At 68.3% G+C, this 24525-nt stretch carries 27 protein-coding genes; 9 read left to right on the plus strand and 18 right to left on the minus strand.

From position 1 onward, the window contains the following. The first annotated feature begins 9 nt into the window (after window positions 1-9). From BXA00_RS05420 to BXA00_RS05435, 4 genes are all read left to right on the plus strand, one after another. On the plus strand, window positions 10-1233 hold the full coding sequence (locus BXA00_RS05420) for a CaiB/BaiF CoA-transferase family protein (protein ID WP_076516894.1): 1224 nt from the start codon (window positions 10-12) through the stop codon (window positions 1231-1233). Continuing rightward, the gene (locus BXA00_RS05425; RefSeq protein WP_083714184.1) at window positions 1230-3575 is read left to right on the plus strand and encodes an acyl-CoA dehydrogenase; all 2346 of its coding nucleotides are present in this window, start codon (window positions 1230-1232) and stop codon (window positions 3573-3575) included. The genes BXA00_RS05420 and BXA00_RS05425 overlap by 4 nt, the downstream gene beginning before the upstream one ends. Before the next feature lie 57 nt (window positions 3576-3632). Beyond that, entirely contained in the window at window positions 3633-4604 is a 972-nt protein-coding gene (locus BXA00_RS05430) for a tripartite tricarboxylate transporter substrate binding protein (RefSeq protein WP_076516896.1), read from the plus strand. 69 nt (window positions 4605-4673) lie between these two features. Further along, window positions 4674-5636: a LysR family transcriptional regulator gene (locus tag BXA00_RS05435; protein WP_076516898.1), complete on the plus strand. Its 963-nt coding sequence runs from the start codon at window positions 4674-4676 to the stop codon at window positions 5634-5636. Window positions 5637-5665: 29 nt separating this feature from the next. On the opposite strand, the gene BXA00_RS05440 is transcribed toward BXA00_RS05435, so the two are convergent. From BXA00_RS05440 to BXA00_RS05515, 16 genes are all read right to left on the minus strand, one after another. Then, window positions 5666-6592 (minus strand): amidohydrolase, encoded by a 927-nt coding sequence (locus tag BXA00_RS05440; RefSeq protein ID WP_076516900.1) that lies wholly within the window; start codon window positions 6590-6592, stop codon window positions 5666-5668. Further along, window positions 6589-7203: a carboxymuconolactone decarboxylase family protein gene (locus tag BXA00_RS05445; RefSeq protein WP_076521810.1), complete on the minus strand. Its 615-nt coding sequence runs from the start codon at window positions 7201-7203 to the stop codon at window positions 6589-6591. Before BXA00_RS05445 ends, BXA00_RS05440 begins: the two co-directional genes overlap by 4 nt. Window positions 7204-7216: 13 nt before the next feature. Further along, a complete protein-coding gene (locus BXA00_RS05450; protein ID WP_076516902.1) occupies window positions 7217-7831 on the minus strand; it encodes a glutathione S-transferase family protein in 615 nt (204 codons plus the stop codon). Between the two features lie 38 nt (window positions 7832-7869). After that, window positions 7870-8514 (minus strand): flavin reductase family protein, encoded by a 645-nt coding sequence (locus tag BXA00_RS05455; RefSeq protein ID WP_076516904.1) that lies wholly within the window; start codon window positions 8512-8514, stop codon window positions 7870-7872. 16 nt (window positions 8515-8530) lie between these two features. After that, on the minus strand, window positions 8531-9496 hold the full coding sequence (locus BXA00_RS05460; RefSeq protein WP_156902903.1) for a tripartite tricarboxylate transporter substrate binding protein: 966 nt from the start codon (window positions 9494-9496) through the stop codon (window positions 8531-8533). Between the two features lie 58 nt (window positions 9497-9554). Beyond that, complete coding sequence (locus BXA00_RS05465) at window positions 9555-10535, minus strand: tripartite tricarboxylate transporter substrate binding protein (protein WP_076516907.1); 981 nt, start codon at window positions 10533-10535, stop codon at window positions 9555-9557. A gap of 125 nt (window positions 10536-10660) precedes the next feature. Further along, window positions 10661-11599 carry an agmatinase gene (gene speB / locus BXA00_RS05470; protein WP_076516909.1) on the minus strand — a complete coding sequence of 313 codons (939 nt, stop codon included), beginning with the start codon at window positions 11597-11599 and terminating at the stop codon, window positions 10661-10663. 28 nt (window positions 11600-11627) lie between these two features. Next, on the minus strand, window positions 11628-12251 hold the full coding sequence (locus BXA00_RS05475; RefSeq protein WP_076516911.1) for a cupin domain-containing protein: 624 nt from the start codon (window positions 12249-12251) through the stop codon (window positions 11628-11630). A gap of 33 nt (window positions 12252-12284) precedes the next feature. After that, window positions 12285-12986: a DUF1989 domain-containing protein gene (locus tag BXA00_RS05480; RefSeq protein ID WP_076516912.1), complete on the minus strand. Its 702-nt coding sequence runs from the start codon at window positions 12984-12986 to the stop codon at window positions 12285-12287. Between the two features lie 80 nt (window positions 12987-13066). Next, entirely contained in the window at window positions 13067-14365 is a 1299-nt protein-coding gene (locus tag BXA00_RS05485) for a M20 family metallo-hydrolase (protein ID WP_076516914.1), read from the minus strand. Further along, window positions 14362-15198 carry an amino acid ABC transporter ATP-binding protein gene (locus BXA00_RS05490; RefSeq protein ID WP_076516916.1) on the minus strand — a complete coding sequence of 279 codons (837 nt, stop codon included), beginning with the start codon at window positions 15196-15198 and terminating at the stop codon, window positions 14362-14364. The genes BXA00_RS05485 and BXA00_RS05490 overlap by 4 nt, the downstream gene beginning before the upstream one ends. Window positions 15199-15211: 13 nt before the next feature. Next, on the minus strand, window positions 15212-15859 hold the full coding sequence (locus tag BXA00_RS05495) for an amino acid ABC transporter permease (protein WP_076516918.1): 648 nt from the start codon (window positions 15857-15859) through the stop codon (window positions 15212-15214). Beyond that, the gene (locus tag BXA00_RS05500) at window positions 15856-16569 is read right to left on the minus strand and encodes an amino acid ABC transporter permease (RefSeq protein WP_076516920.1); all 714 of its coding nucleotides are present in this window, start codon (window positions 16567-16569) and stop codon (window positions 15856-15858) included. The genes BXA00_RS05495 and BXA00_RS05500 overlap by 4 nt, the downstream gene beginning before the upstream one ends. A gap of 28 nt (window positions 16570-16597) precedes the next feature. Continuing rightward, on the minus strand, window positions 16598-17401 hold the full coding sequence (locus tag BXA00_RS05505; RefSeq protein WP_231952210.1) for a transporter substrate-binding domain-containing protein: 804 nt from the start codon (window positions 17399-17401) through the stop codon (window positions 16598-16600). Between the two features lie 267 nt (window positions 17402-17668). Then, window positions 17669-18184: a thioredoxin family protein gene (locus BXA00_RS05510; protein ID WP_076516924.1), complete on the minus strand. Its 516-nt coding sequence runs from the start codon at window positions 18182-18184 to the stop codon at window positions 17669-17671. A gap of 17 nt (window positions 18185-18201) precedes the next feature. Beyond that, entirely contained in the window at window positions 18202-18888 is a 687-nt protein-coding gene (locus BXA00_RS05515) for a cytochrome c biogenesis CcdA family protein (RefSeq protein WP_076516926.1), read from the minus strand. A 173-nt stretch (window positions 18889-19061) separates the two neighbouring features. Between BXA00_RS05515 and BXA00_RS29370 the strand changes: the two genes are divergently transcribed. From BXA00_RS29370 to BXA00_RS05525, 3 genes are all read left to right on the plus strand, one after another. Next, entirely contained in the window at window positions 19062-19193 is a 132-nt protein-coding gene (locus tag BXA00_RS29370; RefSeq protein ID WP_255376771.1) for a hypothetical protein, read from the plus strand. A gap of 69 nt (window positions 19194-19262) precedes the next feature. Further along, a complete protein-coding gene (locus tag BXA00_RS05520; RefSeq protein WP_076516928.1) occupies window positions 19263-20003 on the plus strand; it encodes a response regulator in 741 nt (246 codons plus the stop codon). Next, window positions 20000-21325 carry an ATP-binding protein gene (locus BXA00_RS05525; protein ID WP_076516930.1) on the plus strand — a complete coding sequence of 442 codons (1326 nt, stop codon included), beginning with the start codon at window positions 20000-20002 and terminating at the stop codon, window positions 21323-21325. Before BXA00_RS05520 ends, BXA00_RS05525 begins: the two co-directional genes overlap by 4 nt. A gap of 18 nt (window positions 21326-21343) precedes the next feature. Here the strand turns inward: BXA00_RS05525 and BXA00_RS05530 are convergent, their stop codons facing one another. Continuing rightward, window positions 21344-22090: a 5'-methylthioadenosine/adenosylhomocysteine nucleosidase gene (locus tag BXA00_RS05530; protein WP_083714396.1), complete on the minus strand. Its 747-nt coding sequence runs from the start codon at window positions 22088-22090 to the stop codon at window positions 21344-21346. Window positions 22091-22328: 238 nt separating this feature from the next. Here BXA00_RS05530 and BXA00_RS05535 point away from each other — a divergent pair, with 238 nt between their 5' ends. Both BXA00_RS05535 and BXA00_RS05540 read left to right on the plus strand, forming a co-directional pair. Further along, on the plus strand, window positions 22329-22754 hold the full coding sequence (locus BXA00_RS05535) for an organic hydroperoxide resistance protein (RefSeq protein ID WP_076516932.1): 426 nt from the start codon (window positions 22329-22331) through the stop codon (window positions 22752-22754). A 370-nt stretch (window positions 22755-23124) separates the two neighbouring features. Beyond that, window positions 23125-24162, plus strand: a complete 1038-nt coding sequence (locus BXA00_RS05540) for a DUF2235 domain-containing protein (RefSeq protein ID WP_076516934.1) — start codon at window positions 23125-23127, stop codon at window positions 24160-24162. A 38-nt stretch (window positions 24163-24200) separates the two neighbouring features. On the opposite strand, the gene BXA00_RS05545 is transcribed toward BXA00_RS05540, so the two are convergent. Beyond that, window positions 24201-24494, minus strand: coding sequence for a contact-dependent growth inhibition system immunity protein (locus tag BXA00_RS05545; RefSeq protein WP_231952211.1), 294 nt, complete (start codon window positions 24492-24494; stop codon window positions 24201-24203). Window positions 24495-24525 lie beyond the last annotated feature (31 nt).

Below are 24525 nucleotides of genomic sequence, written 5' to 3' on the forward strand. Positions count from 1 at the left end.
GAGGCCGCCATGAGCAGTGCATTGGAAGGCGTGAAGGTCCTGGACCTGAGCCGCGTGTTCTCCGGGCCGTGGGCCGCGCAGATGCTGGCCGATTTTGGCGCCGAGGTCATCAAGGTGGAGCGCCCCGGCCGCGGCGACGACGTGCGGCACCAGGGCTATCCCATGCCGGACCGCGACGGGCAGCCCAGCCGCGAGACGTCCTCGTTCGTCGCGATGAACCGCGGCAAGAAGTCCCTGACCCTGGACATCTCGCGGCCAGAGGGCCAGGAACTGGTGCGCCAGCTCGCGCAAAAGGCCGACATTCTCATCGAAAACTTCAAGGCCGGCGACCTGCGGCGCTACGGGCTGGATTACGCCGCGCTGTCGGCCCTGAATCCGCGCCTGGTGTATTGCTCGATCACCGGGTTCGGCCAGACCGGCCCCTACAGCCACCTGCCGGGCTACGACCCCATCTTCCAGTCCATGAGCGGCCTGATGAGCGTGACGGGCGTGCCGGACGGGAAACCCGGCGCGGGGCCGGTCAAGGCCGGCTATTCGGTGTCCGACCTGACCGCGGGGTTTTACGCGGTGTCGGCCATCCTGGCCGCGCTGCGGCACCGCGACCAGATCTCGGGCGTGGGCCAGCACATCGACCTGGCGCTGCTGGATGCGCAGATCGCGGCCATTTCGCACATCGGCATGAATTACCTGGCCAGCGGCAAGCTGCCCGTCCGCATGGGTTCGGCCTCGCAGATCACCGCGCCGTTCCGCGCCTTCGAATGCGAGGATGGGCACCTGATGGTGGCCGTCGGCAACGACTCGCAGTTCCGCAGCTTCTGCCACGTCATCGGCCTGCCCGCGCTGGCGCAGGATCCGCGCTTCGACACCAATCCCAAGCGGGCGGCCGCGCAGGCGGACCTGTCCCGGCTGATCGAACCGGCGATGCGCGCGCGCACGGTGGCCGACTGGAACCAGGCCCTGGCCGGCGCCAATGTTCCCTGCGGCCCCATCTACACCATGGACCAGGTATTCGAGGATCCGCAGGTGCGGCACCGCGAGGTGCTGGGCAGCGTCCAGCATCCCGCCCTGGGCGCCATGCCCGTCATCCGGAACCCCATCCATTTCTCCGGCACGCCCATCGCCGTCGGCCTGCCGCCCCCCATGCTGGGCGAACACACCGCCGACATCCTGCGCGCGGAACTGGGCCTGTCCGACGACGCGATCGGACGCCTGCAAGCCGAGGGCATCGTATGAACGCCATCGACCACGAGCTCATCGAAGAAATCCGCGACAGCGCGCGCGACTTTCTGCTGCGCCGCGACCAGCGCCAACGCAAGCGCAAGGCGGCGGCGGGCGACCGCGAATACTGGAAGGAGATCGCCTCGGTCGGCTGGCTGGGCATGAGCGTGCCCGAAGCGCTGGGCGGGCTTGGCCTGGGCTGGCATGCGATGGCCGCCGTGCTGGAAGAGGCCGGCCGTGCGCAACTGCCCGAGCCGCTCGTCGGCGCGGGCGTGCTGGCCACGACGCTGCTGGCCCGCATCGCGCCGGCGGGCGACGCCGGTCCGCGCGACCGGCTCCTGGACGCGATTTGCCGGGGCGAGCGCGTCGTGGGCCTGGCGTGGCAGGAGACCGAGGGCCAGCTCGAAGCCGGCGAGGCCGCCGGGGCCTTCGGCGTCACGGTCACCGCGCGCGAAGGCGCCTATGTGCTGAACGGCGAAAAGCGCCACGTCATCCCCGGCGCGGCCGTGGACGGCTGGCTCATCACGGCCGACGGCGAAGCGGGCTCCGCGCTCTTCTACCTGCCGGCCGGCACGCCGGGCGTCACGGTGCATGCCCACGAGCGCGCCGACGGCTCGCCCGCCTGCCACCTTGCGATCGAATCGGCCGTCCTCACGCCGGACGCGCTGCTGGCGCGCGCAGGCGTGCTGGACGCCGTGGACGAAGCCATCGACTACGGCCGCCTGATGCAATCGGCGGAACTGGTGGGCATCGCGCGCCAGGTGCTGGCCGACTCGGTGGCCTACCTGAACACACGCTCGCAGTTCGGCCGGCCGTTGTCGTCATTCCAGGCGTTGCAGCACCGGCTGGTGGACGCGGCGATGCAGGTGGAACTGGCCGCCAACAGCCTGCTGGACGCGCTGAACGCCATCGCGGCCGCGCCCGGCGACGCCAAGGCGCGCAAGGCCGCGGCCAGCCGGGTCAAGGCCCGCGCGGCGCGTGCCGGCATCGAGGCGTCGCGGCTGGCCATCCAGCTTCACGGCGCCATCGGCTACACCGACGAATGCGACGTCAGCCTGTATTTCCGTAGCGCCCTGCACCTGGGCGCCTGGCTGGGCAACGCCACGGCGCATCGCCAACGCTACGGCGCGCTGGCGCCCGATCCCGCCCCGCCGGCCGACGATGACGACGGCGAGGACGACGCCAGCGACGCGCAATTCCCGCGCGACGCCGACTGGAACGCCATGCCCGAAGCGCAGTTCCGCGCGATGCTGCGCCGGTTCTTCCGCACGCATTACCCCGACGCCCTGCGCCACGTGCCATGGCGGCTGCATTGGGACGAGATCAAGGACTGGTACTTCACGCTATCGCGCCAGGGCTGGATCGCGCCGGCCTGGCCGCGCGAGCATGGCGGCATGGCGCTGTCCCCGGCCCGGCAGATCGCCTTCATCGAAGAGGCCGAGCGCTACGGCGTGGCGCGCGCGCCGGACCAGGGCCTGGTCATGCTGGGCCCCATCCTGATCCGCTACGGCACCGAGGCGCAGCGCGCGCGCTTTCTGCCCGGCATCCTGTCCGGCGAGGCGGTGTGGGCGCAGGGCTACTCCGAACCCAACGCGGGCTCCGACCTGGCCTCGCTGCGTTGCGAGGCGGTGATCGACGGCGACGAACTGGTGGTGACGGGCCAGAAGACCTGGTCCACGCTGGCGCAGGACGCGACGCACATGTTCATGCTGGTGCGCACCGACAAGACCGTCAAGAAACAGGCGGGCATCAGCTTCCTGCTGGTGGACCTGGCCAGCCCGGGCGTCAGCCGCCGGCCGATCCGCACGCTATCGGGCCACGAAGAGTTCTGCGAGGTGTTCTTCGACCAGGTCCGCGTGCCGCGCGACAACGTGGTCGGCGAGCTGAACGCCGGATGGGATATCGCCAAGGCGCTGCTGGGCTTCGAGCGCCTGTTCAGCGGCAGCCCCAAGCACGCCAGCCATGCCCTGCAGCAGATCTTCAGCATCGCGCGCCAGCGCGGCCTGCTGGCCGATCCCGCCTTCACGGACCGGCTGGCCGAGCTGCGGCTGGACAGCGCCGACCTGACCGCCATGTACCGCGTCTTCGCGGACCTGGCCAGGGCGGGCCGTCCGCTGCCGCCCGAGCTGTCGCTGCTGAAGATCTGGGCGACCGAAACGCACGAGCGCCTGGGCGCGCTGCTGATCCAGATCGCCGAGGAATACGGCGGCGCGGCGATGCGGCTGGGCTACGGCAACGGCAACGTCCATGCGCTGGCGCCCTACGTCAACGCGCTGGCGGCAACCATCTTCAGCGGCACCAACGAGATCCAGCGCAACATCTACGCCAAGCAGGTCCTCGGCCTGCAAGGCGCCTAGCAGCGAAAAATCAACGACAACGCGCCGGCCCGAGCCGGCGCATCCGGAGAGAGACACATGAAAAAAGCAACCGCACTGACGGTGGCGGCCATGATCCTGGGCGCCGTCGCCGCGCCCGCCTCGCACGCCGCGCAGCCCTGGCCCAGCCAGCCGATCCGCCTGATCGTGCCCTACCCGCCCGGCGGCTCAGTCGACAACCTGGCCCGCCTGCTCGCGCCGTCCCTGGGCCAGCGCCTCGGACAGACCATCGTGATCGAGAACAAGGCCGGCGCCAGCGGCACCATCGGGGTGGACGCGACCGTGCGCGCCACGCCCGACGGCAGCACCTTCGGCTTCGGCGTGCCGGGCGCGATTACCGGCCTGCCGCACGTCATGAAAGTGCCGTACGACGTGTCGAAGATCCAGTATGTCTCGCTGGTGGCGCGCATTCCGCAGGTCATCATGGTCAACCCCTCGCTGCCGGACGCCACGCTGGCGGACTTTGTGGCCAGCGCCAAGAAGCAGCCCGGCAAGTACAACTACGGCTCCGCCGGCAACGTCACGACTCCGCATCTGGGCGGCGAACTGCTCAAGCAGCAGACCGGCATCGACATCATGCACGTGCCCTACAAGGGCGCCGCGCCCGCGGTGACGGCGCTGCTGTCCAACGAGGTGCAGATGTTCCCCGGCGACGCGTCGGCCGCCCTGGGCTTCATCAAGTCCGGCAAGCTGCGCGCGCTGGCGGTGGCCAGCCCCCAACGCTTCGAAGGCCTGCCCGACGTGCCCACCACCCAGGAGGCGGGCTTTCCCGGCATCATCGTCGAGTCCAACTACGGGATCATCGCGCCCACCGGCACGCCGCAAGACATCGTGGAAAAGATGGCCGACGCGATCGCCAAGTCGCTCGCGGACCCCGTCCTGCGCCAGAAAATGATCGACCAGGGCGCCATCCCCATGGCCACCACGCCCGACGCATACCGCGCGCTGATGGAGGCGGAATCGAAAAAATGGGGCGAGGTCATCCGGCGCGGCAAGCTGGGACTGCAATAACGCCATGCCCCCGCGCTTTTGCCGTACGCTTATGCCGATTCCCACGACCGCCCATTGCCGCCATCGACCATGCCAACCGCAAAAGCCACGGGCCTGAGCCTGGACCTGACCGCCGACCTGCACAAATGGCGGGCTTTCCTGGCCATCGCGGAACTGGGCAGCATCACCCGCGCCGCGCTGTACCTGGACCAGGACCAGTCGGTGCTGAGCCGCCGCATCAATGCACTGGAACGCGAGTGCAATGCGCGGCTCTTCAACCGCACCGGCCGCGGCGTCAACCTGTCGGAAGTGGGCGAACGCCTCTTCCCGCTGGTGCAGACGCTGCTGCACGACGCCGAGCGCCTGGAACTGGAGCTCAACGGCGAGGCCCGCGAGCCCGCCGGCGAGGTCACGCTGGGCCTGTTGCCGTCGACGGCGCATCCGCTGATCCGCCGGCTGTTCTCGCGGCTGCGCCAGCAGTTTCCCAAGGTGCATCTCAAGATCCTGGAGGGGTCCAGCGGCCAGATCGAGGAATGGCTGACGGACAGCCGCGTGGACATCGCCATCCTGTACCGCTATGGCGACAAATGCCCGCCCGGCGAGCAGGCGCTGGCCTACGTCGACTCCTACCTCGTCGGCGCGGCGGGCGATGCGCGCACGCAGGCAGGCGAAATCACGTTCGACCAGCTCGATGGCCTGCCCTTCATCCTGCCCGGCGCGCCCAACGGCCTGCGCAACGCGCTGGACGGCCTGGCGCGGGCGCGCAAGATCACCATCGCGCCCCTGATCGAGGCCGATTCCCTGCCGCTCATGAAGTCCATCGTCGAACACGAAAAGATGTACACCGTGCTGCCGCTGCACGCGGTCTGGCAGGAAGTGCAGGAAGGGCGGCTGAGCATCGCCGCGCTACGCGACCCCACGATGAGCCGCATCATTTCCATGGCGTTCGCGCGCGCCAAGGGGCCGGGGCGCACCGTCATGGAAGTGGCCTCGCAGATCGAGGCCCTGGTGCGCGAGATCGGCGGCGAAGGCGTCTGGCACGCCAGCCCGTAGCGGCGGGCCGGCGCGCGGCCGCCTTCCCCTTAAGCCGTTTGCTTGAAGCCGTAAAGCCTCGCCGGGTTGTCCACCCAGACCTTCCTGCGCAGCGCGTCGCTCCCCAGCCAGCGGTGCGCCAGGTCGACCAGCGCGTCGGCCGACGGCGCGGCGGCGCCCATCCGCACGAAGGGCCAGTCCGAACCCCACAGCACCTGGTCCGGATTGGCGGCGATGCAGGCATCGTGGATGAAGCGCGCGTTCTCGTAGTCCGGCGCGGTGCCGACGCGGCACACCGTCAGCTTCATCCAGATCCGTCCTTCGGCCAGCAATCCGCGCAGCAGCTGGAACACCGGATCCGAGTCGCCGCGCGCCGGCACCAGGCTGCCCAGGTGATCGATGACGATCGGCAGGTCCAGCCCCGCCAGCGCCGGCAGGTGGCGCAGATAGGTGTCGCAAGGCGCCCAGAGCTGCGCGTGCAGGCCGTGCGCCTTCATGCGCGGGGCCAGCGCGGCGACCTGATCGAATCCCACGCTGCCGGGAAACAGCTTGCCCGCGGGGTCGCGCGCCTCGACAAAGCGCAGGCCGCGCACGCCGCGTTCGTACAGGTCACGCAGTTGCGCATCGGTGGCCGACGGATCGGCCACGGCGATCCCGCGCAGGCGGTCTGCACCCTGCGCCAGCGCGTCCAGCAGCGCATCGGGGTTCGTGCCATAGGGCGCGGGCTGCACCAGCACGCCGCGCGCCGCGCCCAGCGTGTCCAGCATGCGCAGGTAGCGCGGCGCCGCGGCGTCCGGCGCGGCGTAGGACGACGGATGCTGCAGGGGAAAGCGGTCGTAGGGACCGAAGACGTGGCAATGCGTGTCGCACGCGCCTGCGGGCAGTGCATGTGCCGGCGCGACGGGCATGCGCGGCGTCTCGACGCTGTCCGGCACGTAGGGGCGGGCTTTCCGGTCCCCGCTGGCGGCGGCGCTCATGATTGCCCCCGCTTGCCCAGCGGCGCCAACCGGCTGAGCGCCGGTCCGCCGTCCTGCCGCGGCGTGTCCAGCGGCGGCGGCGCGTCGTCCGGCATCGGGATCTCGTGCGCGTTCAGCGTCATCGACACCATGGTGTAGTAGCCGATCACGGCAGTCAGCTCCACCACGCCGACCGCCGCCCAACGCTCCACCGCCTGTGCATACAGGGCGGGCTCGACCTGTCCGGTTTCCTGGAGCTGACGCGCGAACTCGTAGACCACTTCGTCGTCGCGGTTGTCGAACACCGGCGTGGCGCGTGCCTGGATCGCGTCCAGCACCGCGTCCGCAATGCCGGCTGCACGCGCGGCCTGCGCGTGGATGTGCCATTCGATCTGGCTGTTCCAGCGGCGCGCCGTGACCACGATGGCGAGTTCGCTGACGCGGGGCGGCAGGCTGGTGCCAAAGCGCAGCAGCGCGCCCAGCGCCTGCCAGCGCTCGGCCAGTTCGGGACTGTGCAGCGCGGCGCGCAAGGGGCCGACCAGACGGCCGCGCGGCCCCGAGATGATCTGCTCGTACACGCGCTTCTGGTCATCGGTCATGCTGTCGGGGTCGGGCAGCGGGATGCGGCTCATCATCGTCCTTTCTTCAAGGGGTGTCGTCGGGCTGGGTGCGCGCCACCGACGGGCGCGCGGCAAAGCGCTCGTGCCAGGCGGCCAGCGCCGGATGCCCGTCGCGCCAGGCGATGTCCGGAAAACGATAGTCCATGTAGGACAGCGCGCAGCCGATGGCGATCAGCCCCAGGTCGAAGCGCGACGCCTGCAGCGCCGGCGCCTCGGCTTCCAGCGCGGCCAGCACCGCCTTCGTCTTCAGCGCAAAGGCGTCCAGCCACGCGGGCGTCTGCCGCTCCGCGGGCTTGTTGCGTTCCTGGCGGAACAGCAGCAGCGCATCCAGGAAGCCGTCGCCCAGCGCCTGGCGGCGCTCGGCCAGCAGGCGCGCCGCGGGTTCGGCGGGCAGCAGGCCGCAGCCGGTCAGGCCGTCCAGATAGGCGCAGATGACGCGCGAGTCGTACACCGGCGTGCCGTCGTCCAGCACCAGCGTCGGCAGCTTGATGAGCGGATTGTCGGGCAGCAGGTCCAGATTGGGCTTGTCCATCGCGACCGGCGTGCGCACCAGCGTCACGCGGTCCGCGATGCCAGCTTCGTGCAGGACGATCATCACCTTGCGCACGAAGGGCGAACGCGGCGACCAATGCAGTTTCATCGATAAGCTCCCAAGGGATTCAAGGTCATGCGGGGCATTCAGTGCCCCTGCGCGGGCGTTATGGCCGGGTCATTGGCCACTTCCGGCGCGCGCATCTGGAATAGATCGCTGGTGTGCGCATACCAGCCCGCGCCGTGCATGCGGCCCAGCAGGCGCAGCGCCGGGGTGTCCACATAGCATTTTCCGGCATCCAGCAAGGCATCATCGCGCAGATACAGCGCCACCACACGCGCCAGCACGATGACCCGCTGCGGCGCCGCTTCCAGCACCTGCCACACCTCGCACTCCAACGCCGCCGGGCTTTGCGCGATGCGCGGCGGCGCCACGATCAGGGACGGCTCGATCGCCAGGCCCGCGCGCGCCAGTTCGTCGATGCTGGCATCGTAGTCCAGGCTGGTGTGGTTCATCTGCTCGGCCAGTTCCGCCGACACCAGGTTGATCACGAACTGCCGCGTCTGCAGGATGTTGCGCGACGTGTCCTTCAGTTGCCCGCCGCGCGGGCCGATGCCCAGCGCGACGATGGGCGGATCGCTGCTGACCACGTTGAAGAACGAGAACGGCGCCGCATTGCGCGCGCCCGCTTCCGACTGGCTGACCACCCAGGCGATGGGCCGCGGCACGACCACGCTGGAAAGCAGCTTGAACGCGTCGGCCGGAGCCAGCTTGCTGAAGTCGAAGTTCATGGCGTGGGCGTCGTCATCATTTGGCCAGCAGCCCCAGCGTGCCGAGCAGACGCTGCATGTCGGCGCGGTCTTTCTGGACGTACGCCGTGGCCTCCTGGGGCGACAGCGCCATCAGCGCGATCGCCTGGTCCTGCATGACGCGTTGGTACTCGGGATCGTCGTTCACGCGCCGGACGGTGTCGCTCAGCGTCTGCACGATGCCGGCCGGCGTGCCGGCGGGCGCGGCCAGGCTGTACCAGGTGGCGGCCTGCGCGCCATGCACCCCGGCCTCGTCCAGCGTGGGCACGTCCGGCAGCAGCGCCGAACGCTGGTCCGCCGCATAGGCCAGCGGCACCAGCCGCCCCTGCCGGATGAACGGCAGGCTGGCGGACAGGTTCAGCATGGCCAGGTCGATCTGCCCGCCCACCGCATCGTTGATCGCGGGCGACGCCCCGGCGTAGGGAATGTGATTGAGCTGCACGCGCGCGGCCTGCTGGAAGAGTTCGGCGCCCAGGTGCGTGGCGCCGCCCACGCCGGCCGACCCGTAGCTGAGCTTGCCGGGTTCGGCCTTGGCGCGGGCGATCAGCTCCTGCACCGTCTTGATGCCGCGCGACGGGTTGACGACCAGCATGATGGGCTGCACCGCCACGACCGAGCAGAACGCAAAGCCGTTGACGCCGTCGTACGCGGTCTTCTGCATCAACGGCGTCACCACGTGGCCCGCCGCCGTGCCCAGCAGCAGCGTGTAGCCGTCCGGCTTGGCGCGCGCCACGAAGCCCGTGCCGATGGACGCGCCGCCGCCGGGTTTGTTTTCCACCACGACCGGCTGGCCCAGGCGCTTTTCCAGCGCGCGCGCCAGGCTGCGCGCCACCACGTCAGCCGGGCCGCCCGCGGCGTAGGGATTGATCAGGGTAATCGGGTGCTTCGGATAGGCCGCGGCGGCCGGGAAGGAGGCGCACAGGGCGGACAGGGCGGCGGCGGCCGCCAGCAGGGATCGGATCATCGTGGGCATGGGGATTCCGTTCGGTTGTAGAAGCGGTGGCTAAGGCGCGGGCTGGCGATCAGTCCGCGCGGGCTCCGGACTGATCGATGATCCGCGCCCACTTCTGCGTATCGGCGCGGATGCGTTCCGAAAATTCCTCGGGCGTGCTGTGCGTGGTCTGGATGCCGTAGCCGGCCATCCGCTCCACCATCTGCGGCGAGGTCATCACGCTTTTGATGTCGGCGTTCAGCCGGTCGATGACCGGACGCGGCGTGCCCGCCGGCGCCAGCACGCCCGACCACAGGCTCACCTCGTACGACTCGAAACCCGGCGTCTCCGAGATCGACGGCACGTCCGGCAACGCCGCCAGCCGCTTGCGGCTGGTCACGCCCAGCGCCTTGATCTTGCCCTGCTTGACCTGTTCGATGAAATTGGACGAGGTGTCGATCATCATCGAAATGCGACCGGCCATGAAGTCATTGATGGCGCCGGACGTGCCCTTGTAGGGAATGTGACGGATGTCCACCTTGGCGGTCGACTTGAACATCTCGCCCGCCAGGTGGCTGGTCGTGCCATTGCCCGAGGAGCTGAAGGTCAACTCCCCCGGCCGCTGGCGGGCAAGCTCCGCCAGTGCCGCCACGGAATCGACCTTCAGCGCCGGATCGACCACCAGCAGATTGGACGTCAGGTTGGTCAGCGAGACCGGCGCAAAGCTCTTTTGCGGGTCATAGCGCAGCTTGGCGTAGAGCGACGGGTTGATCGTCAGGACGCCCATCGTCGAATACAGCAGCGTGTAGCCATCGGGCGCCGCGGTGGCCACGGCCTCGGCCCCGATCGAGCCCCCTGCCCCGCCGCGGTTCTCCACCACGACGGACTGGCCGAGCTTTTCCCCCAGGCCCTGCGCCAGGGCGCGGGCCATCAGGTCCGTAGCCCCGCCCGCCGGAAAGGGCACGACCATGCGCAGCGGCCGGTCGGGATAGCCGTCCGCGGCGGCCGCCGCGGAAACCAGGCCCATGCCGAGGCACAGGCCAAGCGCGGTCAGCGCGTTTGTCATTTTCATGCTGTCTCCAAACATCGTTTTTGTGTTTGGAGAATGGTAGGCGCGCGGGCGGGCCGGGGCTATGCGCGGGATCGCATATCTGGTTTGCGCGGCGGCCGCGCAGGCCGCCGGCGCTCAGCCTGGCGTCAGCGCGCCCGGCCGCGCGCCAGCAGGCACAGGCACTCGTACATCAGCGTGGCGCCCAGCAGCGCCGTATTGCCGCTGGGGTCATAGGGCGGCGACACTTCGACGACGTCGGCCCCGACAAAGTCCAGCCCATCCAGACCCCTCAGCAGCGCCAGGGTCTCCCGGGTGGACAGGCCGCCCACCTCCGGGGTGCCGGTCCCGGGGGCATAGACCGGGTCCAGCCCGTCCACGTCCACCGACAGATAGGCCGGGCCGCCCCCCACCACGCGCCGGGCTTCGGCGATGATGGCCTGCACGCCGGCCGCGTCGAATTCTTCGATGAACACCACGCGCATGCCGCTTTCCAGCGAATAGCGCCAGCCTTCGTCCGTGTTCTGCGCGCCCCGGATGCCGATCTGGATGGTGCGCGCGGGATCCAGCAGCCCGGCCTCGACGGCGCGCCGGAAAGGCGATCCGTGGCTGAACTTGGATCCCACGTAGTAGTCCCAGGTGTCGGTGTGCGCGTCGATGTGCACCATGCCCAAGGGCTGCGCCGGCGCGATCGCCTGGAAGACGGGAAACGTGATGGAATGGTCGCCGCCCGCGATCAGCGCCTTCTTGCCCGCCGCGAAGATCGGCTCGAAGAAGCGCCGGATATCGTCATGGGCCCGCTCCAGGTGAAAGACATCCGTGAACGGCACGTCGCCCACGTCGGCCACCTTGCAGGCGGCGAAGGGGTTGAAGCCCGTGACGTGGTGGATGGCGCGCATCATGGTGGACATGTTGCGGATCTCGCGCGGGCCGAATCGCGCGCCGGGCCGGGCGGTCACGCCGCCATCGAACGGCACGCCCGCCAGGGCGATGTCGAAATCCGCCAGCCCGCGGGCCAGCGGGACCCGCATGAAAGTGGGAATGCCGCTGTAGCGCGGCAGCCCCTGCATCGAGGTATCGGTGCTCATTGCTGTTTCCGTGGTGAAGTTCCCCGGATCAGAACGTGGCTGGCGTATTCACCCACAACACGCGCGCCACGGTCCGGCCCGGATTGCGGTAGCTGTGCGGCACATCGCTGGAAAAGTAGAAGGAATCGCCCGCCTGCATGAGATGGACCTCGGCTCCCAGGCGCAGCTCGAATTCGCCTTCGATGACGTAGCCCATTTCCTCGCCGGCATGCGCGATCTGTTCCAGGCTTTCGGCCTGGGGCGCAAGCTGGTGGATGTCGGCCTGCAGCAGTTGGCCGCGCATGGGGACGATCACCCGTTCCAGCTTCACGCCCGGCTTGCGGCCGCGCTGGCTGGTGAATTCGATGATGGGCCGGTCCGCCTGCCGGATCACGGGCGAAGCCGGCGGCGCATGCGCCGCCGTCAGTTCCGCCACGTTCGTGCCCAGCGCGCGGGCCAGGCGATGCAGGTTCGCGAGCGACGGCATGGCCTGGCCGCGCTCGACGCGCGACAACAGGCTTTCCGAGCAATCGGCCGCCTGCGCCAGCGCCTTGAGCGTCAGGCCATGCACCATGCGCGCATGCCTGAGCCGGGGACCCAGCGTGGACAGGGCCGCTTCGCCCTCGTGCGCGTCGTGCGGCTCGGCCGCCGTTTCCCTGCTTTTCTTTGCCATATGCGTATACCGCGTTGTCGTCGGGAAGAATCGTCAGGCCTGGGCGCGCACCGAGAAATGCACCTCGACCGGACGGTTGTCGTTGATCGGCACGATGTCTTGCGGGCAGGCCGACAGTACCACGACGCAATCCATCTCGGCGCGCAGATCGACGTAGTCGCCCGCCTTGGACACCGGCGGCAGCCACTGCACGCCGCCATCGCTGCCGACTGGGATGTTCATCCACAGATTCAAGGGCTGGGGCACTTCGCGAGCCCGCAGGCCAATGGCCTTGAGCGCCAGGCGCATATTATCGGCGCAATTGTCGTGGTAGTGCTCCACGCCCAGGTTGCGGTAGCGGTAGGCGTCGCACGCGGCCATCAGCGTGTCGTGCACGCCGGGCGAGGTATCGGCCGTCATGGTCATGATGCTGCGGCGGCGGTTGCTGAAGAGCGGGTCGCCGGCCTGGGGAATGATGCGGTCGATCGCGGCGCGGGCATGTTCCATCGACATGAACTCGCTCAGGTCGTCGCTCTTGAACGCCCACGTGTCGCAGACCTGGCTGCCGTGCGTGTTGATGATGCGGATGACCTGGCCCTTGGCCACGCGCACGGCGCGGCCGTGGCGGGCCGGCACTTCGTAGACCTTGCCCAGTTCTGGCGTGCCGTCCGGAGAGATCGGCTCGCGGTGCGTGTTGTTCAGGCCGACGGGTTCGCCGTTGTCGGCGACGGCGGGTTGGGCGATGGCTTGGTCCATGGTGCGTGTCCTTCGATGAGAGGGGGAAGAAGTTCGGGATTGGATGTCCAGGTCCGGCATTCCGGCCCGGGTTTGGGTGTTTATGTGGACGCGGGCGCGGGTTCGGCCAGCTTGAGCAGGCACCAGGCCAGCACCTGGGTGCAGGCGGCGAGGTCCTCAATGGGCGTGTCTTCGGCCGGGTGGTGGCTGACGCCCGCGATGCTGGGCGCGAACAGCATCGCGGTGGGGCAGAAGCCCGCCATCGGCATGGCGTCGTGGAACGCGCCCGACAGCATCTGGCGGTGCCGCATGCCCAGGGCCTCGCAGCCCGCGGTGGCCAGGGCCACCAGGTCCGGCGCAAACTGCACGGTCGGCTTGTCCTGCAAGACCTCGATGTGCGCGCCGTCGGGCAATGCCGCGTCCATCACGGTGCGCACCGCGTCCAGCGCCTGGGCATCCGGGTGGCGCGCATCGACCGTGAAGCTCACGTGGTCGGCAATCGTGTTGATGGAGCCCGGCAGGCATTCCCAGCGGCCGATCGTGACGCGCATCCGTTCATCGCCGCAGTCCCTGGCGTGGCCCAGCACGGCATGCGCCATGGCGATGGCCTTGGCCTGCGCATCGTCGCGGTTGGCAAGCGGCGTCGTGCCCGCATGGGCGCTGCGACCGGGCACGCTGACGCGGTACCAGCGCACGCCCTGTATTGCGGTCACGCATCCGACCTGCAGGCCCTGCGCCTCCAGGACCGGTCCCTGTTCGATATGGGCTTCCACGTAGGCGTGCACGGGCGCGCCCAGCGGGCGGTCCATCCAGGACCAGCCGAGCCGCTGCGCGTGTGTCTCGAAGTCCGTGACGGCCTGGTCGCGCGCGGTCTCGAACGCCACGCCCGCGCTGTCGGCGACGGGCAGAAAGTCCGCCAGCCGCTGCGGGTCGGTGAACGACACCGCGCCCATCAGCCCCGGCGCGAAGCGCGACCCTTCCTCGTTGGTCCACATGACGACGTCGAGCGGCCGGCGCGTCGCGACGCCCAGGCTATCCAGCGCGTCGAACACCTCCAGGCCCGCCACCACGCCAAAGGCGCCGTCCAGCCAGCCGCCCAGCGGCTGGGTGTCCACATGGCTGCCCGTCATGACTGGCGCGGCCCCGGCGTCCACGCCGCACCGGCGCACATACACATTGGCCGCCGCGTCGATGCCGACGCGATAGCCCGGCCGGGCCGCGAAGTCCTGCGCCAGCCAGCGGCGCGCCGCCAGCTCCTCATGCGTCAGGGCCTGCCGCGCCACGCCGCCGGTCGGCACGCCGCCGTGCGCGGCCAATCCGCGCAGGCGTTGCGCAAGGCGTTGCGCCTGGACCGCTTGCGCCAGCGCGCCGGCCGCGGCATCGAATCCGTTGACGTTCATTGCGCCGCTCCCGCCGCGATGGCGTCCCGCCGCGCGGTGTCGCCCAGGCTGCGCCGGATCCAGGGCTGCAGAAACGCCTGGACGCGCGGATGTTCGGGCCGGCGGATGATCTGGTCGGGCGTGCCGATCGTGACGACGCGCCCCTTTTCCATGAAGACGATGCGATCGGACACCTCGGCCGCGAAGCTCATTTCGTGGGTCACCATCACCATCGTCATGCCCTCGCGCGACAGGGACTTGATGACCTCCAGCACTTCGTCCACCAGCTCGGGGTCCAGCGCCGACGTCGGCTCATCCAGCAACATCGCCTCGGGCCCCACCGCCAGCGCGCGGGCGATCCCGACGCGCTGCTGCTGGCCGCCGCTAAGGTTGGCCGGCAGGGAGTCGGCCTTCGCGGCCATGCCCACCCGGTCCAGGGCGTCGGCGGCCACCTTGCGCGCGCGGTCCGGCCGTATGCCCTTGGCCAGGGTCAGCGGCGCCATGACGTTGGCCAGCGCCGTCATGTGCGGCCACAGATTGAACTGCTGGAACACCATCGCCAGCGGTGCGCGCACCTCTGCCACGACGCGGTCGGATTCGGGCAGCAACTGACCCGACGGTCCGCGGCGATAGCCCAGCAAGGCGCCACGCACCTGCACTTGCCCTTGGTCATAGGCTTCCAGGAAGTTCATGCAGCGCAGCAGCGTGGTCTTGCCGGAGCCCGAAGGACCGATCAAGGTCACGACCTCGCCCTGCATCACGTCCAGGTCCACGCCGGCCAGCACCGGATGGCCATCGAACGATTTGCCCACGCCGCGCAGCGACAGCATGGGAACGGGATGGGGGGTATTCATGGTTCGCAATTCCTCACAGCGCCACGCGCCGCGCCAGCAGCCGGCCCAGGCGGTTGATCAGCAACGACAGCGCCCAATAGCTCAGCGCCAGCAGCAGATAGGGCTCGATGTACACAAACTGTTCGGACACCACCTTGCCGGCGGTCATCGTCAGTTCCGGGTAGGTGATCACCGACGCCAGGGCCGACTCCTTCATCAGCAGGATGGTCTGGTTCACGATGAGCGGGACGCTGGCGCGCAGGGCCTGCGGACACTCGATGCGCAGGAACACCTGGCGCCGCGTCAGGCCCATGCAGCGCGCGGCCTCGATCTGCCCGCGCGGGATGGTCTGCCAGCACGCCCGGAAGATCTCGGCGAAGTACGCGCCGCCATACACGGACAGCGTCACGGCCGCGGCAACAAAGGGGTCCATCGATATCCCTACCGCCGGCAGCCCGAAGTACACGATGAAGAGATGAATCAGGAACGGCACGCCGCGCCAGATGGCCGTGTACGCCCAGTAGATCCACGCCAACGCAGGCACCCGCGTTTCGCGCAGCACGTGCATCAGAAAGCCCACCGCCAGGCCGCCCGCCAGCCCGGCGGCCACCAGGGCCACCGTGCGCAATGCGGCAGTGCCAAAGACGGGCAGCAACTGGCCCAGCAGAGTCAGGTCGATCATGTCTTGTTGATGGCGATGCGGTTCATCACTGCGGCGCTGGCGCGCCGCCCCTGTCCCATCCGCTTGCCCAGCCAGGCGCCCAGCGCGAAGATCGCGCCGGTCATCAGCAGATAGGTCGCGCCCACGGTCAGGTAGACCTCGAGCGGACGGAAATTCGCTGCCACGATCTGCCGGCCCCCGCGCGCCAGTTCGGCCACGGCGATCACCGACACGATCGACGAGTTCTTCACCACGTCGATGGCCTCGGACACCAGGGCGGGCCAGACGGCCCGCGCCACCTGCGGCAACTGCACATAGCGGAACACCTGCTGCGGCGACAGGCCGAAAATGGCCGCGGCTTCGATCTGCCCTTTGGGGACCGCAGCCAGGCCCGCGCGCAGGATCTCCGACTGGAACGCCCCGGAATTCAGGCTCATCGCCAACACCGCCACCAACAGCGGAGGCAGATCCACGCCGAACGCGCTGGGCAGGTAGAACAGCATCAGCAACTGCACCAGCAACGGCGTGCCGCGAAAGAAGCTGACGTACAGCGCCACGGCGCGCGCCAGCGGCCCGCGGCCCTGGCGGTGCAGCGACAGGCCCAGCAGCGCCGCGCCCAGCGCAAAGCCCGCGACGATGGCCAGCGCCGCCACGAGCAGCGTCATGCCGGCGCCGTGCAGCAGCACGGGCAGGTACGCCGCGAGGCGGTCGGCAAAAGTGTCGGCATTCATCGCGCGATGCTCCCGGGACGGACGAGAATCACAGTTCCGGCGCCGGCACCGAGTCGGTGGGCACGTCCATCGTGAAGCCGAACCACTTGGTCTGCAGCGCCTGCAACTGGCCGGACTTGGCCGCGCGCGCGATCCCGTCGGAGAAGAACTTCACCAGCGACGCGCTGTCCGCGTCCTTGCGACCGACCCAGCCGAAGTACGTCTTCGGACCGATCGGCTGGTCGATCACCGCATACACATCCGAACGGGTCTTCACCAGCGTCGCCAAGTTGGCAAGCGACTGCGCCACCGCCGACAGACGGCCAGCCGCGAGGTCGGCGTAGGCCTCATCGAAACTGACGTATTCGCGGATGGTGACGGCGGGCTTGCCGTCGGCCTGGAGCTTCTTGGCATAGTCCTGCAGCGCCTTCAACTGCGCGGACCCCGCCTGCGAACCGACCACCTTGCCCGCGATGCCCGACGGGTCGGTCAGCGCCGCGTCGTCCTTGCGCTTGACCAGCGCCGTCGTGGCGTCGGCAATCGGCACCGTAAACGCGAACTTGGCGGCGCGGTCCTTGGTCATGGTGACCGACGTCACCACGAAATCGAAACGCTTGGTCGCCAAGCCCGGCAGGATGCCCTGGAACGGCACGTCGAACTGCTTGACCTTCACGCCCGGCGCATCAGCCAGGATGAGATTCATCAGGTCCGGCCCATAGCCCACGATCTTGCCGTCCTGCACGAACTCGAACGGCGCGAATTGCGCTTCGGTGCCGACGACGATCTCTTTCTTGCTCTTGATCGTGTCCAGCAGATCGGCGCTGTGCGCGGCGCCGGCCATGAATAAAGACATCGCTCCAGCGAATACGCGGCGTAGCAGCATGACATTTCCCCTGTGTCTGAGTATCCGGACCGGGCAGGCGCCCGGTTATGTAAGTCACTCGCACTGTATGCAAGTCACTTGCATGGATATCAAGCAAGTTTCATGCCAACCGGTTTGCGTGGGGAAAGGGGAATACGCAGGGCTGTCGCGCACCAGGCTGGTGCGATATGCGGCGCGGGCGGGCACCAGATTGGTGGCGCCCGCCCGCCGGATACCCGTGTGGGACGGCGACGGCTTTCAGCCCGGCTCCGCCAGCAACCGCTGGATCTGCGCCTCGGTTTCCTTGTAGCGGCCTTCGCCAAAGTGGCTGTAGACGATCCTGCCCTGCTTGTCGATCAGGTACGCCGCGGGCCAATACTGGTTGCGGTAGGCGGTCCACGTGGCGTAGCGGTTGTCCTGCGCCACCGGATAGGTGATGCCGTAGCGCTGCAGCGCCTTTTCCACATTGGGCGTGGACCGCTCGAAGGGAAACTCCGGCGTGTGCACGCCCACCACCACCAGGCCCTGGTCCTTGTACTTCTGATACCAGCTCGTAACGTAGGGCAGCGTGCGGATGCAGTTGATGCAGGTGTAGGTCCAGAAATCCACCAGCACCACCTTGCCGCGCAGCGATTCCATCGTCAGCGGCTCGCTATTGAGCCAGGTCTGGATGCCGGTGAATTCCGGGGCCTGGGGCGCGGCCTGCGCGGCACCTTGCATCAGGGTCGTCGCGATCAGCGCGCCCAGGGCAATCTTCTTGAATGTGGCATACATGGTTGACTCCTTGTCGGTCAGGCGAACAGGTTGGCGATCCAGGCATAGGCCAGGACGTCGTACTGGAAATGGATGGCGATGGCGGTCAGGACCAGCAGCACGCCGAATCCCTGCTGCAGCCGGTGCGTGTGGCGCGACAGGCCGCGCACCCGGGTGGCGATGGCCTGCCCGCCATAGGCGATCACCAGCATGGGCACGCCCGCGCCGATGGCGAACACCAGCAGCAGCGTGCTGGACTGCACGAGGTCCTGCGCCTTGGCGGCCAGCACCAGGATCGACGCCAGCACCGGCCCGGCGCACGGCGTCCACACGGCGCCCAGCGACAGGCCCAGCACGAAGCCGCCGGCATTGCCGCTGCCCGTGCCGCCCGCGGCGGCCAGGCGCTGCAACGGACCGCCCACATAGGCGATCAGGCGGTCGTAGGGTTGGGGCCAGATCCGCGCCAGGCCGAACAGGACCAGCAACACGATGGAGGTCGAGCGCACGGCTTCGTGCACGTGTTCATTCAGGTTGGAGATAAGACTGAGCGCGATCCCCAGGCCGGCGAACGCCAGCACGAAGCCCGATACGACGAACACGGGGCGCAGCCGGTCGCCGCGTTCCAGCGAGGTGCCCAGCAGCACCGGCAACAGGGGCAGCACGCAGGGCGACGCGATGGTCAGCATGCCGGCAAGCAGAGCGATGGGAGTGTTGATGAGGTCCATGGGGGTCGTCCTTTGGAAAGTGACCCCATTGCACCCGCCGCACGTATCCGCCATGTGCCGGATCGGGGCATTTTTTCAAGCGCGTGTATCCGCCGCCAGGGCGTATACAGTACGACACACTTGCCGGCCGGGGCGGCGCTATAAAGCGTTCAACCCGATAAGCGGAGCCCCTCATGAAGCGCTTTCTTGCCGTACTGCTGCTGCTCTTTGGCGGCTTCACCACCGAAGCCGCCAAGCCCTTCCAGTGCCAGCTCATCTCGAACACCCGCCCGCGCCGCGATCCCCTGCCCCCGGGCGAGCGCTAGGACCTAGAATTCTTGAACCGGACGGGCGCGCCCGCCGCGCCCTCACCACCCAATAGAAGGCACCCGCAGATGGATCACATAGACCACGTCATGATCGTGGACGACGATCGGGAAATCCGTGAGCTTGCCGGCGGCTTCCTCAGGAAGAACGGCCTGACGGTCACGCTGGCCGCCGATGGACGGCAGATGCGGTCCCTGCTGGAAAGCCTGTCCGTCGACCTGATCGTGCTGGACCTCATGATGCCCGGCGACGACGGCCTGGTGCTGTGCCGCGAACTGCGCAGCGGCAAGCACCGCCGCATCCCCATCCTGATGCTGACGGCGCGCAGCGACGACATGGACCGCGTCCTGGGCCTGGAAATGGGCGCGGACGACTACCTGGTCAAGCCCTTCGTGGCGCGCGAACTGCTGGCCCGCATCAAGGCGATCCTGCGCCGCACGCGCATGCTGCCGCCCAATTTCCAGGTGACCGAACCGGGCCGCGAGATCGCCTTCGGCGCCTGGCGGCTGGACACCACCGCGCGCCACCTGCTGGACGCCGACGGCACCATCGTGTCGCTCAGCGGCGCGGAATACCGGCTGCTGCGCGTCTTCCTCGATCATCCCCAGCGCGTGCTCAACCGCGACCAGCTTTTGAACCTGACGCAGGGCCGCGATGCCGATTTCTTCGGGCGCTCCATCGACCTCCTGGTCAGCCGACTGCGCCAGCGGCTGCGCGAGGACGCGCGCGAGCCCATGTACATCAAGACCGTGCGCAGCGAAGGCTATGTCTTCTCCGCCGCCGTCGACGTCTCGGATTCCAGCCAGTGAACGCCGCCGCGCCGCGCCCGTTCGCCTGGCCCCGCACGCTGGTCGCCCGGCTGTTCCTGATTTTCCTGGCGGGCCTGGTCCTGGCCTATGGCCTGTCGTTCGCGTCGCTCTTTTATGAGCGCTACAGCGCCACCCGCAACATGATGCTCGGCGACCTGGAGCGCGACGTCGCCATCGCCATGGACATCCTGGACCGGCTGCCCGCCGCCGAACGCCCCGCGTGGCTGCCGCGCCTGTCCAGCAGCAACCGCCAGTACCTGCTGGGCGACGGCAAGGCCGACCAGCCGCTGTCCGATGACGCGGCGCGCACCGCCGCGCAATCGATCGAGGCCGCGCTGGGGCCGGAGCGGCCGGTGACGGTGCGCGCCATGGCCGACGATCCGCGCCACATCCAGGCCCGCGTCGTGCTGTCCGACGGCCAGCCGGCGATCCTGGACATCGAACTGTCCCGCATGCGGCCGGCGCCGTGGCTGTTCGGCGTGCTGGGCGTACAGCTTCTGCTGCTCGCCGGCTGCGCCTGGCTGGCCGTGCGCCTGGTCGTCCGCCCCCTGACGCGCCTGGCCCGCGCGGCCGAGGATCTGGATCCCGACCAGAAAAGCCCCCTGCTGGACGAGGCCGGCCCCGCCGAGGTCGCGCATGCGGCCGTCGCCTTCAACGCCATGCAGGACCGCATCGCCGCCCACGTCGCCGAGCGCATGCAGATGCTGGGCGCGATCTCGCACGACCTGCAGACGCCCATCACGCGCATGAAGCTGCGCACCGAATTCATGGACCCGTCCTCCGACCGCGACAAGCTGGCGCAGGACCTGAACGAGGTGGAACGCCTGGTGCGCGAAGGCATCGACTACGCCCGCAGCGCGCATGGCAAGGCCGAGCCGCCTGCGCGCATCGACCTGAACGCCTTCCTGGACAGCCTGGTGTGCGACTACCAGGACACCGGCAAGGACGTCAGCCTGACGGGCGACGCCGCGCCGGCGCTGTCCACGCGCCCGCATGCGCTGCGGCGCATCCTGGGCAACCTGATCGACAACGCGCTGAAGTTCGCCGGCGCAGCCGAAGTGCGCGTGGCGGCGCGGGACGGCGGACGCCTGTCGATCTTCGTGCTGGATCGCGGGCCGGGCATCCCGGCGGGGGAACTGGACGCGGTGCTGCAACCTTTTTACCGCCTGGAAAGCTCCCGCAGCCGCGATACCGGCGGCACCGGTCTTGGGCTGGCCATCGCGCACCAACTGGCGGCGGCGTTGGGCGGCGCGCTGGTCCTGAGCAACCGCGAGGGCGGCGGCTTGTCAGCCGAAGTCAGGATCGCGGCGATCGGCCAGTAGTTTCCGGCCAGGACCGCGTTACGCGCCCCGCAGCGCGCCCGACTGCAGCAGCGGCTTCATGATGCCGGCCGAATACACCCGCGCCAGGTTCACCAGGAAATCCGTGAAGTCCGCCTTCGCTGCATGGTCGGCGCTGTCGGAGATGATGCGCATCACGGCGAACGGCACGCCGAACTCATGGCAGACCTGCGCCATCGCGGCCCCCTCCATTTCCAGGCACAGCGCCTCGGGCAGACGTTCGCGCAGCGCGTGGGCCAGGTCGTTGTCGTTGACGAACACGTCCCCGGTCGCGATCAGGCCGTGGTGGACCTGGGGCGGCGCGGACGCAGACGGCAGGCCGCCGTTGCCCGCGAATTCCCGGGCGCTTTCCAGCAGCAGCGCGCTCAGGGCCGGATCGGCATCGAAACGCTCGCGGCCCAGCAGGGGGATTTCATGCCGGCCGAACAAAGGCCGCGCGTCCATGTCGTGCTGCATCAGCGCATCGGCCACGACCACGTCGCCCACCCGCACCCGCGGATGCAGGCCGCCCGCCAGCCCAGTGAAGATCACCCGCGACACGCCGAATTCCTGGATCACAATCGACGCCGTGGCCGCGGCGGCCACCTTGCCGATGCGGCTGAGCGCGATCACGCAGGGCGTGCCCCACAGGCTCCCCACCTGGAAATCGCGCATGGCGATGCGGCAGGTCTGCGCGCCGGGATCCATGGCCGCAAGCAGGTCGGCGATTTCTTCGTGCAGCGCGCCCAGGATGGCAAGACGTCCCATGATGTTCTTCTTCCGTGATTGATGCGCGGCCTCGCGCCGCCAGCGCGCAACATACTCCATTGCCATCGCGTCCGCCAACGCAGTCGCGGTTTGTATCGCAGCGTATCCGGCGGCCCCTCCGACACGTCGCGATGCCATCCCGCCGCGTCCCGGACACATGGCCGATACAGCGCCTTGTTGCAATGCAGGCTTTCAACCCACTGGCGCAGCCCGGCCGCGCCGACACCCTGGAGTCATCATGGCAAAGCAACTTGAGCAGGTCCTCTACACCGCGCACACCCACACCACCGCCGGCCGCGAGGGCGCGGGACGCAGCAGCGACGGCGCGCTGGACGTGACGCTCAGCACGCCCGGATCGGGCAAGCCCGGCACCAATCCCGAACAGCTCTTCGGCGTGGGCTACTCCGCCTGCTTCATGGGCGCCATCAAGCGCGCCGGCGCCACCCACGGCGTCACCGTGCCGCGCGATGTCGCCATCGACGCCAGCGTGTCGCTAGGCAAGGTCGACAACGGCGAGAATTTCGCCCTGGGCGTCACCCTGGCCGTCTCGCTGCCCGGCCTGACCGCCGACCAGAAGCAATTGCTGGTCGAATCGGCGCACCAGCTCTGCCCCTATTCGCGCGCCATCCGCGACAACATCGACGTGCGGTTCGAGATCGTCTGACGTCCCACTTCCGGCGCGTTCAGGAAAGCGCCCCGCTGAACCGACCCCGGAAGTCGGAATGGACCCAAGCTTCGGGGTTGTTGCAGCGAGCCGCTTTCCTGCCCTTTTCAGATACCAACCGATGGAAGTTCGGATTGCTGCTGATGCTGTAGTAAAGGCGTACTCCCACGCCTTGCTTCTGTTGCTTCCGCCCAGCAGGATCGCCCTCTCGGTCGGCGCTGGCTAGGCAAAAAGATGGTGTACATCCATGCAGCAGGGAAATCCCGCGCCCTGCGGCAAAGTCCCCGCGTGCTAGCTTGCCTCACAGAGGTGTAGTCCCAGCCGGCAGCATAGGTATCGCCAGACTTTATCTGTGTGTGGGGAGACGATCATGATGAAAAACCTCGCCGTATTCTTCGACGGAACGTGGAACGAACCCAACGACCGCACCAACGTCTACGAGCTCTACAAGGCAGCGCCCGAGACCAGCACGCAGGAAACGCTCTACATCGAGGGCGTCGGCACCCAAGGCCAGGGCCTGTGGGCCGCCATCGACAAATTCGTGGGCGGCGCCTTCGGCGCCGGCCTCTCGGCCAACATCCGGCAAGGCTACCGCTGGCTGTGCCAGCGCCACACCCCCGGCGACCGCATCTTCCTGTTCGGCTTCAGCCGCGGCGCGTACTCCGCCCGCAGCCTGGCGGGCATGGTGCGCAAATGCGGCCTGCTCAACCAGCCCACCGAAGACAACGTCTCCGAGGCCTACGCGCTGTACCGCGACGACTGCACACCGTCGTCCCTGGAAGCCGCCGCCTTCCGAGACCGCTTCTCCCGTGACACCGACCTGCACTTCGTCGGCGTCTGGGACACGGTGGGCAGCCTGGGCATTCCCGTCGGCGGCATCTCCTTTCCCGGGTTTTCCGGCTTCTACAACTTCCACGACACGGAACTGAGCAACCACGTCCTGAACGCGTACCACGCCATCGCCACCAACGAATACCGCGAGCCCTACTTCCCGACCCTATGGACCCGCCGCGCCGGCTCCCCGCCCCGCCCGGCGCATTTGCCCGTCGAACAGCGCTGGTTCATCGGGGCGCACTCCGATGTGGGCGGGGGATATCAGGATGGGAGCTTGCAGACGCTGCCTGCGTCATGGCTGCAGGAAAAGGCGCGGCAGGCGGGGTTGGAGGCGGGGACGGTGCAGCGGATCTCGACCGATTACGAACAGTGCGAGCCGCATGACTCGTACAAGGAATTTACGCAGAAGGTGCCAATTCCGGTGAAAAAGCTGCCGAGGTTTTGGGATAAGGAGACGGTGCTGAATCTGACGATCGATGATCGGCTGGTGAGGCGGTTTGAGAAGAATCAGGCGTTTTTGAGGGAGTTTCCGGAGTTCAGGGAGGAATTGGGGAAGCTGAAGGTGGGGAGTTAGCCGGCTATACCTTCAAGCGCCTGATCGACGTGTGGCACTCAGTTAGTGAACATCCGCTTCAGTTCGTCAAAGAAGGACGCTACCGTATAGCCCCAGAGCTTTGGATCGAACGAGCCCCACCGTCTCGCGAACTCTGCTTCCGCGTTCGAGGCATGGTGGTCCATGAAGCGGTTCATTTCAGCGCAGGCCCGGACAATTCGATCTACATCCACATCGCGCCTGTAGCAGGCGGCGATTTCTTCGATGGTGTCGCCGGATAAATCGAAATCTTCGTTGAAATAGGCCCAGAAAAGTTGGTCCAACTCTGGATATTGTTCTTTCATTGTCGTCATTGGACTGCCAGATAGGCGCTGAGCACGTAGT

It is taken from the genome of Achromobacter sp. MFA1 R4, from assembly GCF_900156745.1.
Taxonomy (GTDB): Bacteria; Pseudomonadota; Gammaproteobacteria; order Burkholderiales; family Burkholderiaceae_B; genus Achromobacter.

Bases quoted from the DNA above. Each gene is read 5' to 3' on its own strand.
- BXA00_RS05500 (WP_076516920.1), bottom strand. From the start codon at position 16,569: ATGAATGCCGACACTTTTGCCGACCGCCTCGCGGCGTACCTGCCCGTG.
- BXA00_RS05420 (WP_076516894.1), top strand. From the start codon at position 10: ATGAGCAGTGCATTGGAAGGCGTGAAGGTCCTGGACCTGAGCCGCGTG.
- BXA00_RS05510 (WP_076516924.1), bottom strand. From the start codon at position 18,184: ATGTATGCCACATTCAAGAAGATTGCCCTGGGCGCGCTGATCGCGACG.
- BXA00_RS05490 (WP_076516916.1), bottom strand. From the start codon at position 15,198: ATGAATACCCCCCATCCCGTTCCCATGCTGTCGCTGCGCGGCGTGGGC.
- BXA00_RS05460 (WP_156902903.1), bottom strand. From the start codon at position 9,496: ATGATCCGATCCCTGCTGGCGGCCGCCGCCGCCCTGTCCGCCCTGTGC.
- BXA00_RS05465 (WP_076516907.1), bottom strand. From the start codon at position 10,535: ATGAAAATGACAAACGCGCTGACCGCGCTTGGCCTGTGCCTCGGCATG.
- BXA00_RS05485 (WP_076516914.1), bottom strand. From the start codon at position 14,365: ATGAACGTCAACGGATTCGATGCCGCGGCCGGCGCGCTGGCGCAAGCG.
- BXA00_RS05440 (WP_076516900.1), bottom strand. From the start codon at position 6,592: ATGAGCGCCGCCGCCAGCGGGGACCGGAAAGCCCGCCCCTACGTGCCG.
- BXA00_RS05450 (WP_076516902.1), bottom strand. From the start codon at position 7,831: ATGAAACTGCATTGGTCGCCGCGTTCGCCCTTCGTGCGCAAGGTGATG.
- BXA00_RS05480 (WP_076516912.1), bottom strand. From the start codon at position 12,986: ATGGACCAAGCCATCGCCCAACCCGCCGTCGCCGACAACGGCGAACCC.
- BXA00_RS05540 (WP_076516934.1), top strand. From the start codon at position 23,125: ATGATGAAAAACCTCGCCGTATTCTTCGACGGAACGTGGAACGAACCC.
- BXA00_RS05520 (WP_076516928.1), top strand. From the start codon at position 19,263: ATGGATCACATAGACCACGTCATGATCGTGGACGACGATCGGGAAATC.
- BXA00_RS05430 (WP_076516896.1), top strand. From the start codon at position 3,633: ATGAAAAAAGCAACCGCACTGACGGTGGCGGCCATGATCCTGGGCGCC.
- BXA00_RS05515 (WP_076516926.1), bottom strand. From the start codon at position 18,888: ATGGACCTCATCAACACTCCCATCGCTCTGCTTGCCGGCATGCTGACC.
- speB (WP_076516909.1), bottom strand. From the start codon at position 11,599: ATGAGCACCGATACCTCGATGCAGGGGCTGCCGCGCTACAGCGGCATT.
- BXA00_RS05530 (WP_083714396.1), bottom strand. From the start codon at position 22,090: ATGGGACGTCTTGCCATCCTGGGCGCGCTGCACGAAGAAATCGCCGAC.
- BXA00_RS05455 (WP_076516904.1), bottom strand. From the start codon at position 8,514: ATGAACTTCGACTTCAGCAAGCTGGCTCCGGCCGACGCGTTCAAGCTG.
- BXA00_RS05475 (WP_076516911.1), bottom strand. From the start codon at position 12,251: ATGGCAAAGAAAAGCAGGGAAACGGCGGCCGAGCCGCACGACGCGCAC.
- BXA00_RS05505 (WP_231952210.1), bottom strand. From the start codon at position 17,401: ATGTCTTTATTCATGGCCGGCGCCGCGCACAGCGCCGATCTGCTGGAC.
- BXA00_RS05425 (WP_083714184.1), top strand. From the start codon at position 1,230: ATGAACGCCATCGACCACGAGCTCATCGAAGAAATCCGCGACAGCGCG.
- BXA00_RS05435 (WP_076516898.1), top strand. From the start codon at position 4,674: ATGCCAACCGCAAAAGCCACGGGCCTGAGCCTGGACCTGACCGCCGAC.
- BXA00_RS05545 (WP_231952211.1), bottom strand. From the start codon at position 24,494: ATGACGACAATGAAAGAACAATATCCAGAGTTGGACCAACTTTTCTGG.
- BXA00_RS05495 (WP_076516918.1), bottom strand. From the start codon at position 15,859: ATGATCGACCTGACTCTGCTGGGCCAGTTGCTGCCCGTCTTTGGCACT.
- BXA00_RS05445 (WP_076521810.1), bottom strand. From the start codon at position 7,203: ATGAGCCGCATCCCGCTGCCCGACCCCGACAGCATGACCGATGACCAG.
- BXA00_RS05535 (WP_076516932.1), top strand. From the start codon at position 22,329: ATGGCAAAGCAACTTGAGCAGGTCCTCTACACCGCGCACACCCACACC.
- BXA00_RS29370 (WP_255376771.1), top strand. From the start codon at position 19,062: ATGAAGCGCTTTCTTGCCGTACTGCTGCTGCTCTTTGGCGGCTTCACC.